We start from the raw sequence: 14,267 nt of genomic DNA, 5'->3' as shown, positions 1-14,267 counted from the left end.
AGGCCCCGTGGTGCTGATGATCGAGAACTACAGGACCGGCCTGCTGTGGAACATCATGCGCCGCTGCGAGCCGATGGTGGTGGGATTGCGACGGGCAGGCTTCTCCGGCGGCTGGCTCTGACGGCCAAAGCAACAAAGGTACTCTGATGGACAGCCAGCCAGTGCCGATCAGAACAACCGCACTTCGCTTCGCACGGGCTGTCCGGATGCTGCTGACCTCCGAGGTCGGAGGCCGTGCCAAGTTGATGTTTGCCGGGCTTATTGCGCTGCTTTTCGGTCTGAACGGCCTCAACGTCGTCAACAACTACGTCGGCCGAAACTTTATGACGGCGATCGCCGAGCGCCAGATGAACGAGTTCATTCGGCAAGCGGTTTTCTACGTCTGCGTCTTTGCCGTTCTCACCGTCACCGGTGTTATCGCACGTTTTGTCGAAGAACGGCTGGCGCTGCTGTGGCGTGAATTCATGACGAGACGCGCCGTCGATCTCTATTTGGAGGAGGAGACCTATTATCGCGTGGAAGTCTCGGGGACGCTAAGCAATCCGGACCAGCGGATATCGGAGGACATCCAGGCGTTCACCGTCACCACGCTTTCCTACATCATCATGCTGTTCAGCAGCACGCTGACGGTGGTGACGTTCTCAGGCGTGCTCTGGTCGATCAGCCCGCTGCTGTTTGTCGTCGCTGTTTTCTATGCCGCCTGCGGCTCGTATATGACGATCGTGCTCGGTCGGCCGCTGATCGGCCTGAACTATGAGCGGCTCGACAGGGAGGCGAACTTGAGGTCGAGCCTCATGCACCTGCGCGAAAACGCAGAAGCGGTGATGGTGACCAGCGTCGAGGGGCAGCAGAAGACGCGATTGCTAGATCGCCTCGATGCCTTGGTCGTCAACATCCTGACGATTACCGCCGTCAATCGCAACCTGGCCTTTTTTACCAGCGGCTACAACTGGATGATCCAGATCATCCCGGATTTGATCATCGCTCCGGCTTTCATGCGCGGCGAAATCGAGTTTGGGGTGATTACCCAATCAGGTGCAGCCTTCGCCATGCTTGTCGGCGCATTCTCGCTGATCGTCAGGCAGTTCAACTCGATCTCGAATTTCGCCGTCGTCGTTTCTCGACTGAGCGCCTTGCTGGAGGCGATCGAGGAAAGCCGAAAAAGCAGCGTCTCGAGCATCGAACTGGTGAAGCAAGACGGCGATCTGGCCTTTGACCAGGTAACGCTGGGATCGGCAGTCACCCACCCATTGCTTCGCGATCTGTCGCTGTCGATCCCAATGGGAACGCCTGTGCTGATCTCAGGGCCGCATGCGGCCGCGGGGGCTGCGCTCTTCCGGGCCACCGCGGGAATTCCGACCCCCGGCACCGGGCGGATCGAGCGCCCGGAAAGTCTGATGTTTCTGCCGCAACGACCCTATCTGCCGCCGGGTCCTCTTCGGCAATATCTTCTGCCGCCTGGAAGTTCCGAAGGCATCTCCGATAGCCAGGTGCTCAATGTCTTGCGCAGCCTCGGTCTCGATGGGCTCGCCGATGGCGCCGAGGGGCTGGAGAAGGAACAGGATCGGGATATGTCCTTGGGCGACCAGCAGCTCCTGGCCCTCGCCAAGGTGCTTCTCGCCAGGCCACGGTATGTGTTTCTCGACCGGATCGAGGCAACGCTTGGTCGTGAGGCCTTGCGCAACACCCTGAGCCTTCTCCGCCAGAGTTCGATCACCTGCATCAACAACGGCGAGGAAGGCGATACACGCGACCTTTACGGCGCCTTCCTGGATTGCCGGGAGGATGGCAGCTGGACGTGGAAAGACGATCGGACTTGATCAGCCCCATCCCGGCACGCACTCAAGGCCGAGACCTGACCGGCATGCCCCGCCGAGCGATCGCCCGATGACCGATTCTGACGCCGGCACTTACCGCGGCGCGACGATGCCCTGGTAGTAGTCGCCATCACCGCCGACGACCCGCGGCGGACCATTGTAGGTTTGTGAACAGGCGGCCAGCGTGGTGAGCGCAAGCAACAATACGATCGTTCTCATGAAGTCCCCTTCTGGCCCGCATGCCGGCTATGTCCTTGAGACTTGGGAGAATCTGAGGCGGAGCCGGTTAGAAAACAAGTACTAAAATGGTGGTATAACAAAATCTATGATCGTTGAAGATGCAATCTTCAACGATTGCCGCCCGCTATGGGGCGGCAATCCGGACACGGTCAACAATGGATGAATAGGTCGCCTAGATCGGGCGCTGCCGGTTGGTCTGTTCGCGCTCTCTCCAGTACTGCAGCCGAAGTCGCGGCGCCATGATCCAGGCGATGAACGGCGTGACGAGGAAACAGCTGACGACCACGATCGGGATCGCATATTTGGCGTTGGCCGTGAGGGCCGGTACCGACAGAACGATCAGGATCCCGATGGCGAACAGAATGGCGTTGATCATCAGGCCGACCATGATCGCGAGTTGCAGGCGGACGGACATTTCGACCTCCCGAAGCTTCGGGGCGCTACGCCCCTTAAGCGTGCATTTGCGCGGCGGATTGTAGCAGACCGCTCTCATTCGCGAAATGGTGGAGTTCGCGCGGCGTCTCGCCCCTGTCGCGGGCGCAAATCTGCTCTATGCTTTTAGGCGAGCGATTGAAGACGCACGCGCCGGCCCGGCAAGGCTCGGGGAACGTGGTCGATCCGCGCTCGCCCAAAGGAGATCGCATGACGAGCCCATACGAAACGCTCGGTGTCAGCCGCGACGCGACGCAAAAGGACATCCAGAGCGCCTATCGCAAGCTTGCCAAGAAGCTGCACCCGGATCTCAATCCGGGAGACAAGGGCGCGGAGGACCGCTTCATGGCGGTTTCAGCGGCCTATTCCTTGCTTGGAGACGAAGACAAACGCGGAAAATACGATCGCGGAGAGATCGACGAGACCGGAGCGGAAACGCCGCCCCGGCACTACTACCGCGACTATGCCCAATCAGGCGATGCGGGGGCACGTTACGAAAGCGCGCATGGCTTTTCTGATTTCGCCGAAGCGGACGATATCTTTTCGAGCTTCTTTTCACGGCGCGCGGGCGGGCAGCAGCAGCGCCAGCGCGGTCGCGATACCCATTTCTCGATGGAGATCGCATTTCTCGACGCGGCCAATGGCACCAAGACCCAGATCACCCTGCCCGGCGGCGGACCGGCGCTCGACCTGACCATTCCGCCCGGCACGCGCGATGGCCAGACGCTGAGGCTGCGCGGCAAGGGAGAACCGGGTCGCGACGGCGCACCGGCTGGCGACGCGCTGATCGACATTCGCGTCCGCCCGCATCCGCTCTTTGCCACGGATGGTGACGACGTGCGCTACGAGGTGCCGATATCGCTGAGCGAGGCCGTGCTCGGCGGCAAGATCCGCGTTCCGACGATCGATGGTGCCGTGAACGTTTCGATCGCTCCGCACACCAACACGGGCAAGACGCTGCGGCTGAAGGGCAAGGGACTGCACAAGCCGGGCGGTGGCCATGGCGATGCCTATGTCAGCCTGAAGATCGTGCTGCCGCAGGCCCCCGACCCGGCGCTTTCCGCCTTCGTCGAAGGCTGGGCCGCCGGCAAGACGGAAGATCCGCGCAAGGGCATGGGAGGATGACCTATGAACGACCGTGAATTTTGCGAACATCTCGATATCGAGGTCAAGGTTCTGCGCATCTGGGTCGAGCAGCGCTGGCTGATGCCCCAGGAGGCTGACGCCGGCTGGCTGTTCGAGGATGCCGACCTTGCGCGCGCGCGTCTGATCCAGGATCTGACGGGCCCCATGGGGGTCAATGACAACGGCGTCGACGTGGCCATGCAACTGCTCGACCAGGTCCACAGCCTACGGGGTCGCCTAGCGGTGTTGATGAACGCCATTCGCTCCCAGGAGCCGGCGGTTCAAAAGCTCATATTGTCGAGCGCCGAGGAGGATTAGGCAACGGCCGGCTCGTTCAGCAGCCCGATCGTTTCGGCGACAAACAGGGTATCGACGAACTCCGTAAGGTCGACGATCCGATCGTCCCGGAACGTGAACTTGTCGATGATTTCGGTTCGCTCGCGGGTCTGTGACGGGATGAAGCGAACAAAGCCGGCGCGGTGGACGATGACGGTATCGCCATCGGCATAGCAGCCGACCATCTCCATCTCGCTCAGGTCCCAGTTCTTGACGAGCGTCGAGAAACTGTCGCGCACTGTTTCCGGCGTGTTGACGGCCAGTGCCAACGTGCCGAGCCTGCCGCTTCCCACGATGCGGAAGCTGAAGTCCGGATCAAGTTGCGCCATCATGGTGTCGAGGTCGTTGACATCGCGGGCGAGATAAAGGGCCCGCACCCTGAATTCCAGCATGCTTCGCTCAGTCATGACAGCCTCCCCGTTTCTATTAGAACGAGTGTGTTTTAACTTTAGTGATCGCGCAAGTATTAGTGGTGTTCCGGCCCGCTTCGCACCGGTCGCAGTGACCATCGTTAGAGTTTTCCTAAAATGCAACCACCAGTTTTTACCCGCCTTCAGGTGAAACTGAGCGACAAGAATGGATTGCTAACGGGAAGGCAGAGAAAACGTGACACAGGTCGTCACAGTATCCGCAACGACGGCGGCTTATGCGGCAGAAGCGCTGAAGCCGTCTGCACGTGTGCGTGGCGACGGTCCGACCGATGAAGCGATCACGTTGCTCTCGGCGCGGCGCACCGAAGAGCCCAAGTTGACGCCGGTCTCGATCCCGAAGACCAAAGGCGCCCTGCCCCTCTCCTTCATGCTGGCCACGGCCGACGGCCGTCTGCCGGAGCGCTCGGAAGCCGAAGCCCTGCGCCGCTATCTCGAATTCATGCGCGATGACGACGGCGGTTCCGAGAAACAGGAAAACGAAGGCCGGCAGGATGAACCCGCCGGCCAGGAGGATGAAAGCGACGCCGCCTGAGGCGGTATCGCGATTTCTCGGGTCAATGATGCTTTTGGCCGCCGGCTGCCTCACCGCCCTTGGCCGAGCCGACCGGGAACGTCGCATCGACCTTGCCGGCCTTTTCGAAGACGAGCGTGACGGGAACCGTATCGCCTTCCTTGAAGGGCGTCTTCACGTCCATGAACATCAGATGCAGGCCGCCGGCCTTGAGCTCCACCGTTTCGCCGGCCGGCAATGCCACGCCGTCGTCGAGCTTGCGCATCCGCATCACGTCGTTTTCCATCTTCATCTCGTGGATCTCGACACGCGCGGCCGCAGGGCTCTCGACAGCAACGAGCCGGTCTTCACCTGCCCCACCGTTCTTGATCGTCAGGAAGCCGCCGCCGACCTTGGCGCCCGGCAGCATGGCCTTCACCGAGCCACCGGAGATATCGAGATCGCCGACCTTCGCCGAGCCGCCGACCGCAGCCATATGTCCGCCATGGCTGGCGTGCGGATCAGCGGCATCGGCCATCGTTACCGTTACGGTCGGTGCCGGGCTTTTCAGGTCATGTGCGTTCTGGCCCTCGGCAGCCACCTGGTCCCAGACGACCTTGCCTTCGGTGCCGCAAAGCTGTGTGGTCGGGAAGGCCAGCACTGTCTCCTTGTCGAAGCCCGAGACTTTGCCGCGCACGACAAAGGTGTCGTAGTATTCGTTGGGAAGATTGCCGCCCTTCCACCGGATCTCCAGTGGGCCGGACGAGACCTTCTTGCCGTGATTGTCATAGGTCTTCTGGTAATCGCCCTTGATGATCTCGATTTCCCAGCCGGGCTTCGGCTGCGGTTGGGCGAAGACGAAGCCTTCCGGCAGCTTGATCTGTACTTCCGTCGTCGGCTTGCCGTCGCAGCCATGCGGAACCTGCAGCACCGCCTTGAAGGTGGTCTCCACCGGCGCCGTGTCTTTCTCGAAGGTGGCATGGGCGTGGGCGATGCCGCTTGCGGCAAGGGTAAGGCCGAGCGAAAGCGAAACGATCCTGGTCTTTGTCATGTCGTAATCTCCTGACCACGCGCCGGGCTTTGCCCGATGTCCGGTGGTCCAAGCCGCTTGAACGCGGCAAATTGTATTGGGATGCGAGAGGAGAATTACGAACGCGCGGGAGGCCCGCGCGAAGGCGGCAGCAACCGCAAATGCTGATGGGGCGTCGCGTATTCAGCGACAGCTGTCGAAACCTGCCACGCGCCCGTTTCGGCGCGAACGCTCTCGGTTGGCGGAGCCGGCAGCAGGATAGAGCCCGAAAGACGGCAGGCCTCGCAGACCGGGGCCATCGCCTGGCCCTTGCCGCTTTCGTGGTCGACGCCATCCATGCCGAAGCAGATTTCGGCGATCGTTCCGTCAGGCAGCTGGTAGGCGGAAATTTCGGCCGGGCTGAGGCTCTTGGCGCTGAGCGGCTTGTGGGCAAAGGTCAGGAAAACGAGCGCAAAGACGGCGATCAGCCGCACTGCTATCCCGAATTTTCCGTCGCGCCCTGTCATGGTTATCCCCGGTATCTGTCTTGGGTTATCCTCAACCGGAGAAGAATGCAAAGGCAGAATTGCCGCACCCTGCCCGGCTGCGTCTTTTGGTCATGCGACAAAAATGTGTTTCGGCGCGACACCGCCCCCTTGCCAAGCTCTGGCCTTCGCCGTTATCTGGAGACGATCTTGTTGGGAGAAGCCGGTTCACTCCGGTGCCGAAGGAGCAACCGCCCCGGAAACTCTCAGGCCAAAGGACCAGCAAGGTGCCGGTAGGACTCTGGAGAGAAGCGTTTTACGCTCGCCGAAGGGATAACAATCTCAGGCAAAGGGACAGAGGGGGCTCGAATCGACGGCGATTGACGCCGGAAGTGTGAGCCGGCGCGGGAGCGCCAGACCTGGAGGCCGGATTTGGAAAACAATCCTCATTTGAAACAGACGCCGCTGCATGCGCTGCACCTTTCGCTGGGCGCGCGCATGGTACCCTTTGCCGGTTACGACATGCCGGTGCAGTACCCCGATGGCGTGATGAAGGAACACCAGCACACCCGTGTTGCTGCCGGTCTCTTCGATGTATCGCATATGGGCCAGGTCATCGTTCGGCCGAAGTCCGGCAAGATCGAGGACGCGGCCCTGGCGCTCGAAAAGCTGGTGCCGGTCGATGTGCTCGGCCTTGCCGAGGGCCGCCAGCGTTATGGCCTCTTCACCAATGCCGAAGGCGGCATCCTCGACGACCTGATGATCACCAACCGCGGCGACCATCTCTTCCTCGTCGTCAACGCCGCCTGCAAGGACGCCGACTTCGAGCTCCTGAAGGCCGGTCTCTCCGATACCTGCGACGTGACGATGCTCGACGATCGCGCGCTGATCGCGCTTCAGGGCCCGCACGCCGAAGCCGTGCTCGGAGAACTCTGGGCTGATGTCTCCGCCATGCGCTTCATGGACGTCGCCGAAGCCGACCTGCATGACGTCACCTGCATCATTTCCCGCTCGGGCTATACCGGCGAAGACGGTTTCGAGATCTCCATTCCCGTTGCCTCCGCCGTCGATGTTACCCAGCGCCTGCTCGAACATCCCGATGTGAAGCCGATCGGCCTTGGCGCCCGCGATTCGCTGCGCCTTGAAGCCGGTCTTTGTCTCTATGGCAACGACATCGACACCACCACGACCCCGGTCGAAGGGGCGCTCGAATGGGCACTGCAGAAGGCGCGCCGCGCCGGTGGCGCCCGCGAAGGTGGTTTCCCCGGTGCCGATCGTATCCTCGGCCAGTTCGCCGCTGGCGCCTCGCGCCGTCGCGTCGGCCTGAAGCCCGAGGGACGCGCGCCGGTTCGCGGCGGCGCTAACCTCTTTGCCGATGCCGAGGGCAAGACCCCGGTCGGCCAGGTGACCTCGGGTGGCTTCGGCCCCTCGGTCGATGGCCCGGTCGCCATGGGCTATGTCGATGCCGGCCATATCGAGAACGGCACCACCCTTTTTGCGGAAGTGCGCGGCAAGTACCTGCCGGTGGCGGTCGCCGCCCTTCCCTTCGTCAAACAAACCTACAAACGCTGATCAGGAGAGAGCGCACATGTTGAAGTTCACTGAGGAACACGAGTGGCTGAAGATCGAAGCTGGTGTCGCAACCGTCGGCATCACGGAGCATGCCGCCGGCCAGCTCGGCGATCTCGTCTTCGTTGAACTGCCGGAAACCGGCTCGAACTTTGCCAAGGGCGATAGCGCCGCCACCGTCGAATCCGTCAAGGCAGCTTCCGACGTCTATTGTCCGCTTGACGGCGAAATCGTCGAAGTGAACCAGGCGATCGTCGACGACCCGTCGCTCGTCAACAGCGACCCGCAGGGTGCTGCCTGGTTCTTCAAGCTGAAGCTTGCCAACCCCAGCGATGCCGATGCCCTCCTTGAGGAAGCGGCCTACAAGGAGCTCGTCGCCTGATGAGCATGCCCAAGGATTTCACGTTTACGGACTACAAGCCGTATGACTTCGCCAATCGGCGTCATATCGGTCCGTCGCCGGCCGAAATGGACGAGATGCTGAAGGTCGTCGGTTACCCGACGCTCGATGCGCTGATCGACGACACCGTGCCGCCGTCGATCCGCCAGAAAACGCCGCTTGCCTGGGGCGCGCCGATGACCGAGCGCGAGGCGCTCGACAAGATGCGCGAAACGGCCAACCGCAACCAGAAGCTCGTGTCGCTGATCGGCCAGGGCTACTACGGCACGATCACGCCGCCAGTCATCCAGCGCAACATCCTGGAAAACCCGGCCTGGTACACGGCCTATACGCCCTACCAGCCGGAAATCAGCCAGGGCCGCCTCGAAGCGCTGCTCAACTACCAGACCATGGTCTGCGACCTGACTGGCCTCGACGTTGCCAACGCGTCGCTTCTCGATGAAGCGACCGCAGCCGCTGAAGCGATGGCGATGGCCGAGCGCGTTTCGAAGTCGAAGGCCAAGACCTTCTTCGTCGACGAAAACTGCCATCCGCAGACGATCGCGCTTCTGAAGACCCGCGCCGAGCCGCTCGGCTGGCAGATTGTCATCGGCAATCCCTTCGCCGATCTCGATCCGGTCGACGTCTTCGGCGCGATCTTCCAGTATCCGGGCACCTACGGCCATGTGAACGACTTCACCGGCCTGATTGCCCGCCTGCACCAGACTGGCGCTATCGCGACCGTTGCCGCCGATCCGCTGGCGCTGGCGCTTCTGAAGTCGCCTGGCGAAATGGGCGCCGATATCGCCATCGGCTGCACTCAGCGCTTCGGCGTTCCGGTCGGCTATGGGGGTCCGCATGCGGCCTATATGGCCGTCAAGGATGCACACAAGCGCTCGATGCCCGGCCGTCTCGTCGGCGTCTCGGTCGATGCGCGCGGCAACCGCGCCTATCGCCTGTCGCTGCAGACCCGCGAACAGCACATCCGCCGCGAAAAGGCGACGTCGAACATCTGCACCGCGCAGGTTTTGCTCGCCGTCATGGCCTCGATGTACGCCGTCTTCCATGGACCGAAGGGCATCAAGGCGATCGCCCAGAGCGTTCACCAGAAGACCGTTCGTCTCGCCATGGGCCTCGAAAAGCTCGGCTACACGGTCGAGCCCGATGTGTTTTTCGACACGATCACCGTCGAAGTCGGCAAGCTGCAGGGCATCATCCTCAAGACCGCAGTCGCCGAGGAAGTGAACCTGCGCAAGATCGGCGAGACCAAGATCGGCATCAGCCTCGACGAGCGCTCGCGCCCCGTCACGCTCGAAGCCGTCTGGCGCGCCTTCGGTGGCGACTTCAAGGTGGAAGAGTTCGAGCCGGGTTACCGCCTGCCGCAGCCGCTGCTGCGCACCAGCGAATACCTGATGCACCCGATCTTCCACATGAACCGCGCCGAGAGCGAGATGACGCGCTACATCCGCCGTCTGTCGGACCGCGACCTGGCGCTCGATCGGGCGATGATCCCGCTCGGCTCGTGCACGATGAAGCTGAACGCGACCGCCGAGATGCTGCCGATCACCTGGCCGGAATTCTCGGAGATCCATCCCTTCGTGCCGAAGGATCAGGCGGCTGGCTACCAGCACATGATCGAGGACCTGTCGGAGAAGCTCTGCGCCGTCACCGGCTATGACGCGATCTCCATGCAGCCGAACTCCGGTGCACAGGGCGAATATGCCGGTCTCCTGACGATCCGTGCATACCACCTTGCGCAGGGCAACGCCCATCGCGACGTCTGCCTGATCCCGACCTCGGCGCACGGCACCAACCCCGCGTCGGCCCAGATGGCCGGCATGAAGGTGGTCGTCATCAAGGTCAGCGAAAACGGCGACATCGACATGGATGATTTCCGTGCGAAAGCCGAGCAGTATGCCGAAAATCTCTCGTGCTGCATGATCACTTACCCCTCGACGCACGGCGTGTTCGAGGAGAACGTGCGTGAGGTCTGCGAGATCGTGCACAAGCACGGTGGCCAGGTCTACATGGACGGCGCCAACATGAACGCCATGGTCGGCCTTGCCCGCCCCGGCGACATCGGTTCCGACGTCAGCCATCTCAACCTGCACAAGACCTTCTGCATTCCGCACGGCGGCGGCGGTCCCGGCATGGGCCCGATCGGCGTCAAGGCGCATTTGGCGCCATACCTGCCCGGCCACCCGGAAACGGACGGCCAGGACGGCGCGGTTTCGGCTGCTCCCTTCGGCTCGGCCTCGATCCTGCCGATCTCCTGGAGCTACTGCCTGATGATGGGCGGCGAAGGCCTGACCCAGGCGACGAAGGTGGCGATCCTCAACGCCAACTACATCGCCGCGCGGCTGAAGGGCGCCTACGAGGTGCTCTACAAGTCGTCGAAGGGGCGTGTCGCGCATGAATGCATCATCGACACCCGTCCGCTGGTCGAAAGCGCCGGCGTGACCGTTGACGACGTCGCCAAGCGCCTGATCGACTGCGGTTTTCACGCCCCGACCATGAGCTGGCCGGTTGCCGGAACTCTGATGATCGAGCCGACCGAATCGGAAACCAAGGCCGAGATCGACCGATTCTGCGAGGCAATGCTTGCCATCCGCGAGGAAGCCCGTGCGATCGAGGAAGGTCGCATGGACAAGACCAATAACCCGCTGAAGAACGCTCCGCACACGGTCGAAGACCTGGTCGGCGAATGGGATCGCCCCTATTCGCGCGAGCAGGCCTGCTACCCGCCGGGCGCCTTCCGGGTCGACAAGTACTGGTCGCCGGTCAATCGTGTCGACAACGTCTTCGGTGACCGCAACCTCGTCTGCACCTGCCCGCCGCTCGAAAGCTACGCGGAAGCCGCAGAGTAACGACATCGACCGGCGGAGCAGCAATGCTCCGCCGGTTGTTTTCTCCGGCGCGGCTGCGCCCGGACGGATGCGCGCCTGTGCGCTCGACCCCATTCCCCAAAAAAACGTGGCGTGTACTATCGATCGCGTGAAGACAGCTGGCCTATCGGCGCGCGCTCATGCCCGGTGGCAGGATTGTGCTTTCGACCCAGAAGCGAATGAACGCTTCGGCGAAGCGACGATATTCGATGACCGAAGACGGCTTTGCCGCATAAGCATTGGCGCCGGCACCGTAGCAGTGAAGCACGTCGGCCGGATTGATCGAGGACGTCAGCACGATGATCGGGATGAGCGCAGTGGCACGGCTCTTGCGCACGCGCCTTAGGAGCTCGATCCCATCGCTGCCGGGCAGCTTGATATCCATCAGCATGTAGTCGAAGTGCCCGCTGGAGAGCTGTTCCACGGCCTCGTCCGCGTCGGTCACCAGGACGAGTTCGATCGATTTGTCGATCTGGGCAAAGGCGCGCATCACGAAACGCGCATCGTGCGCGTCGTCTTCCACCAAGAGCAATCGCTTTGGCGTCGAGGTCACCTTGTTCCGCCCTACTTCGCCTTCCTCAGCCACCTCGGAAGCAACACGATGAAACGTGCGCCTTCTCGGAAGCTCGTGTCAAGGCAGATCGAACCGCCATGGCTTTCGGCGATGCGTTTGGCGAGCGACAAGCCGATTCCCGTGCCGCCATAGACCGTCTCATCCTTGTGCAGCCGCTGGAACACTTCGAAGATGCGCGTCGCAAACCGCGGATCGATGCCGATGCCGTTGTCCTCGACGACCAGTTCCACCGTTTGGTGCAAAACGCTGCCGTGGATGCGGATGACCGGGGGGCGGTCGGCGTGCCGGTACTTGATTGCATTGCCGACGAGGTTCTGGACCAGGCGGCGCAGCAGCTCGGGATCCCCTTCCAGTTCCGGCAGTGGGCCTACCTGGAAGGTTGCGTTTGCGTCGTTTGCGTCACCGGCGAGAATCGTCAGCGTCTCCGAGACGACGTCGCTCAGCCGCACCTGGGTCCAGTCGGTGATGCGATGCGCGATCTGCGCATAGTCGAGCAGGCTGTCGACCACGCGGTTCATGCGCCGGACGCTGTCGCGCAGGTGCCGGGCATTTTCCGCAAGTTCGGTCTGATTGCCTGCCTTGAGGTCGTCTTCGATCATCTCGGAGAACATCGAGATGTGCCGAAGCGGCGCCTTGAGATCGTGGGAGACGGTGGCGGTGAACTGATCGAGCGCCTCGTTCTTGTGTTCCAGTTCCTGCCGTTGCCGCTCGAGCGCGAGCTCGGCGCGCTTCAGATCCGTGACATCGACACGCGCGACGACCGTGTTGCCATCCTTGGCCTTGATGTTCTCCACCCTCAGCCAGCGGTCGTCGGCATAGCGGTGGATCTTCGGCTTTCCGTCCGGATAGCGGAAATCGCGCAGACGCGAGGCGATCCATTCGTTGCCTTCGCGCGTGCCCGGCAAGGCGTCCGGGTAGTGACCGCCCTGGCGCGCCAAGAGCAGGATTTCCTCGGCGGTGATGCCGGGCTTGAGTGCCGGACCGGCAGGCCCGCAGATCGCCTGATAGGCCCTGTTATAGACGACCAGCCGTTCCTCCCTGTCGAAGATGGCAAAGCCTTCAGGCATTGCTTCGAGGGCTGCATTCAGCATCTCGGAAGCCTTCTGCCGTTCGCTCACCGCTTCGGTCAGGTCCGAAACGTCTCTGATGATACCGATAAGCGCCAGTTCCTCGCCTTGGTCGTTGATCAGGGGCGTGGTGCGCAGATGCCCGGAAAATGTCGATCCGTCACGCCTGATATAAAGATAGTTCGAAGTCCGGGGGGCGGTTTCGTCCACGCGCGCCGCCCGGTTCTGCAGGCGCTTGGCATATTCCGCATCGGTCGCGTAGATCAGGCGCACGGATCTGTCGATGAACTCCGCGGACGGATAACCGAACTGGCGAAGTGCTGCATTGTTCGCGGAACGGATGATACGCTCGGCGTCGATGATGATCACGGGATCGGGAAACGTTTCGTAGAGCGCCTTGAAGACGAGATCTTCGTTCAACGCCGCCATGTCCCTCTCCCTATTCCATAGATGTGTATCTCAGCAGAAAAAAGGCCCGGCGAAAACCGGGCCGACCTATTCAATTGAAGGAATGGTAAAACTCAGTTGGCGCGCACTACGGCGTCACCCTGTGCCGCAAGTGCGGCCAGATCGGCCGGCTTCAGCTCGACCGATTCGCCACATCCGCAGGCGGATGTCTGGTTGGGATTGTGGAAGGTGAATCCGGAGCGCAGCGTCGTCACTTCGAAATCCATCTGCGTGCCGAGCAGATAGAGCACGGCTTCCGGCGCAATCCAGACCTTGGCGCCCTGATGCTCGATCAGGTCGTCCTTGGGGTTCGGCTCGGTCACGAGATCGACGGCATATTCCATGCCGGCGCAGCCACCCTTCTTGATGCCGACGCGAATGCCCTTGGCATCGGCGCCGGAATTCTCGACGATCGCGCGCACGCGGCCGGCAGCAGCATCGGTCAGGCTCATCACGGCAAAGCCCATGGGCTCATTCTCCTTGTCGTCACCGGGGTAAAGGCCCGGCGCCTTACAGAATCAAATGTAGTATCCGTGCCTTAATGGATCAATACGCGAGGCTCAGTACCACCCGACGGCGACCTGTGCTTCCTCGGACATCCGGTCCGGCGTCCACGGCGGATCGAAGGTCATTTTGACCTCCACACCCGAGACGCCCTCGACGGCGCCGACGGCGTTCTCGACCCAGCCCGGCATCTCGCCCGCCACCGGGCAGCCGGGTGCTGTCAGCGTCATGTCGATCTTGACCATGCGGTCGTCTTCGATGTCGATCTTGTAGATGAGACCGAGTTCGAAGATGTCGGCCGGGATTTCCGGGTCGTAGACGGTCTTCAGCGCCGCGATGATGTCGTCGCTGAGGCGCGCAATCTCTTCGGTTGGGATCGCCGAATGCACGATGCCCTCGCGGACGTCGACCTTTTCTTCCGTTGCATCAAGGCTCATGTCGGCCTCCTGGACTTTCTCTAGTGGTTCAGCAGATTGG

17 protein-coding genes and 1 riboswitch are annotated in these 14,267 nt (G+C 62.0%); of the genes, 8 read left to right on the top strand and 9 right to left on the bottom strand.

Annotated features, from left to right (window positions below; all coding sequences use genetic code 11):
• Both ASE71_RS35920 and ASE71_RS23715 read left to right on the top strand, forming a co-directional pair.
• A partial coding sequence (locus ASE71_RS35920) for a glucoamylase family protein (RefSeq protein ID WP_156411758.1) occupies window positions 1–121 on the top strand: 121 nt, incomplete at its 5' end.
• A gap of 25 nt (window positions 122–146) precedes the next feature.
• Window positions 147–1,820 (top strand): ABC transporter ATP-binding protein/permease, encoded by a 1,674-nt coding sequence (locus tag ASE71_RS23715; RefSeq protein ID WP_060520774.1) that lies wholly within the window; start codon window positions 147–149, stop codon window positions 1,818–1,820.
• Between the two features lie 90 nt (window positions 1,821–1,910).
• Here ASE71_RS23715 and ASE71_RS37425 read toward each other — a convergent pair whose 3' ends face one another.
• Both ASE71_RS37425 and ASE71_RS23710 read right to left on the bottom strand, forming a co-directional pair.
• Window positions 1,911–2,036 (bottom strand): hypothetical protein, encoded by a 126-nt coding sequence (locus tag ASE71_RS37425; RefSeq protein WP_255380881.1) that lies wholly within the window; start codon window positions 2,034–2,036, stop codon window positions 1,911–1,913.
• Between the two features lie 193 nt (window positions 2,037–2,229).
• The gene (locus ASE71_RS23710; RefSeq protein ID WP_060520773.1) at window positions 2,230–2,472 is read right to left on the bottom strand and encodes a hypothetical protein; all 243 of its coding nucleotides are present in this window, start codon (window positions 2,470–2,472) and stop codon (window positions 2,230–2,232) included.
• A 227-nt stretch (window positions 2,473–2,699) separates the two neighbouring features.
• Between ASE71_RS23710 and ASE71_RS23705 the strand changes: the two genes are divergently transcribed.
• On the top strand, window positions 2,700–3,614 hold the full coding sequence (locus ASE71_RS23705) for a DnaJ C-terminal domain-containing protein (protein ID WP_060520772.1): 915 nt from the start codon (window positions 2,700–2,702) through the stop codon (window positions 3,612–3,614).
• Between the two features lie 3 nt (window positions 3,615–3,617).
• Window positions 3,618–3,932, top strand: coding sequence for a chaperone modulator CbpM (locus ASE71_RS23700; RefSeq protein ID WP_060520771.1), 315 nt, complete (start codon window positions 3,618–3,620; stop codon window positions 3,930–3,932).
• On the opposite strand, the gene ASE71_RS23695 is transcribed toward ASE71_RS23700, so the two are convergent.
• Window positions 3,929–4,357 (bottom strand): nuclear transport factor 2 family protein, encoded by a 429-nt coding sequence (locus ASE71_RS23695; RefSeq protein WP_060520770.1) that lies wholly within the window; start codon window positions 4,355–4,357, stop codon window positions 3,929–3,931. The genes ASE71_RS23700 and ASE71_RS23695 overlap by 4 nt on opposite strands.
• A 199-nt stretch (window positions 4,358–4,556) precedes the next feature.
• Between ASE71_RS23695 and ASE71_RS23690 the strand changes: the two genes are divergently transcribed.
• Window positions 4,557–4,913, top strand: coding sequence for a hypothetical protein (locus ASE71_RS23690; protein ID WP_034794298.1), 357 nt, complete (start codon window positions 4,557–4,559; stop codon window positions 4,911–4,913).
• A 22-nt stretch (window positions 4,914–4,935) separates the two neighbouring features.
• Here ASE71_RS23690 and ASE71_RS23685 read toward each other — a convergent pair whose 3' ends face one another.
• Both ASE71_RS23685 and ASE71_RS23680 read right to left on the bottom strand, forming a co-directional pair.
• Window positions 4,936–5,922 carry a copper chaperone PCu(A)C gene (locus tag ASE71_RS23685; protein ID WP_060520769.1) on the bottom strand — a complete coding sequence of 329 codons (987 nt, stop codon included), beginning with the start codon at window positions 5,920–5,922 and terminating at the stop codon, window positions 4,936–4,938.
• Window positions 5,923–6,017: 95 nt separating this feature from the next.
• Window positions 6,018–6,407 carry a hypothetical protein gene (locus tag ASE71_RS23680; RefSeq protein ID WP_034794303.1) on the bottom strand — a complete coding sequence of 130 codons (390 nt, stop codon included), beginning with the start codon at window positions 6,405–6,407 and terminating at the stop codon, window positions 6,018–6,020.
• 162 nt (window positions 6,408–6,569) lie between these two features.
• Window positions 6,570–6,657: riboswitch (glycine riboswitch) on the top strand.
• A 140-nt stretch (window positions 6,658–6,797) separates the two neighbouring features.
• On the opposite strand from ASE71_RS23680, the gene gcvT reads away from it, so the two are divergent.
• Genes gcvT through gcvP form a run of 3 tightly spaced genes read left to right on the top strand, consistent with a single transcriptional unit; the run spans window position 6,798 to window position 11,180 of the window.
• Entirely contained in the window at window positions 6,798–7,937 is a 1,140-nt protein-coding gene (gene gcvT, locus ASE71_RS23675) for a glycine cleavage system aminomethyltransferase GcvT (RefSeq protein WP_060520768.1), read from the top strand.
• 16 nt (window positions 7,938–7,953) lie between these two features.
• Window positions 7,954–8,316 (top strand): glycine cleavage system protein GcvH, encoded by a 363-nt coding sequence (gene gcvH / locus ASE71_RS23670; protein WP_034794310.1) that lies wholly within the window; start codon window positions 7,954–7,956, stop codon window positions 8,314–8,316.
• Window positions 8,316–11,180 (top strand): aminomethyl-transferring glycine dehydrogenase, encoded by a 2,865-nt coding sequence (gene gcvP / locus ASE71_RS23665; protein WP_060520767.1) that lies wholly within the window; start codon window positions 8,316–8,318, stop codon window positions 11,178–11,180. The genes gcvH and gcvP overlap by 1 nt, the downstream gene beginning before the upstream one ends.
• A 142-nt stretch (window positions 11,181–11,322) precedes the next feature.
• On the opposite strand, the gene ASE71_RS23660 is transcribed toward gcvP, so the two are convergent.
• The 4 genes from ASE71_RS23660 to ASE71_RS23645 all read right to left on the bottom strand — a co-directional run bounded on the left by ASE71_RS23660 (window position 11,323) and on the right by ASE71_RS23645 (window position 14,227).
• Window positions 11,323–11,751 carry a response regulator gene (locus ASE71_RS23660; protein WP_127889067.1) on the bottom strand — a complete coding sequence of 143 codons (429 nt, stop codon included), beginning with the start codon at window positions 11,749–11,751 and terminating at the stop codon, window positions 11,323–11,325.
• Between the two features lie 11 nt (window positions 11,752–11,762).
• Window positions 11,763–13,268 carry a sensor histidine kinase gene (locus ASE71_RS23655; RefSeq protein WP_060520766.1) on the bottom strand — a complete coding sequence of 502 codons (1,506 nt, stop codon included), beginning with the start codon at window positions 13,266–13,268 and terminating at the stop codon, window positions 11,763–11,765.
• A gap of 92 nt (window positions 13,269–13,360) precedes the next feature.
• Window positions 13,361–13,753 (bottom strand): Fe-S cluster assembly scaffold SufA, encoded by a 393-nt coding sequence (sufA, locus tag ASE71_RS23650; RefSeq protein WP_034794319.1) that lies wholly within the window; start codon window positions 13,751–13,753, stop codon window positions 13,361–13,363.
• 93 nt (window positions 13,754–13,846) lie between these two features.
• A complete protein-coding gene (locus ASE71_RS23645; protein WP_034794321.1) occupies window positions 13,847–14,227 on the bottom strand; it encodes an SUF system Fe-S cluster assembly protein in 381 nt (126 codons plus the stop codon).
• Window positions 14,228–14,267: the final 40 nt, after the last annotated feature.

This window comes from Ensifer sp. Root954, from assembly GCF_001429005.1.
GTDB classification, from domain to species: Bacteria; Pseudomonadota; Alphaproteobacteria; order Rhizobiales; family Rhizobiaceae; genus Ensifer; species Ensifer adhaerens.
The sequence above is the reverse complement of the archived record's forward strand: the minus strand, read 5'-3'. Positions and strand labels throughout refer to the sequence as shown.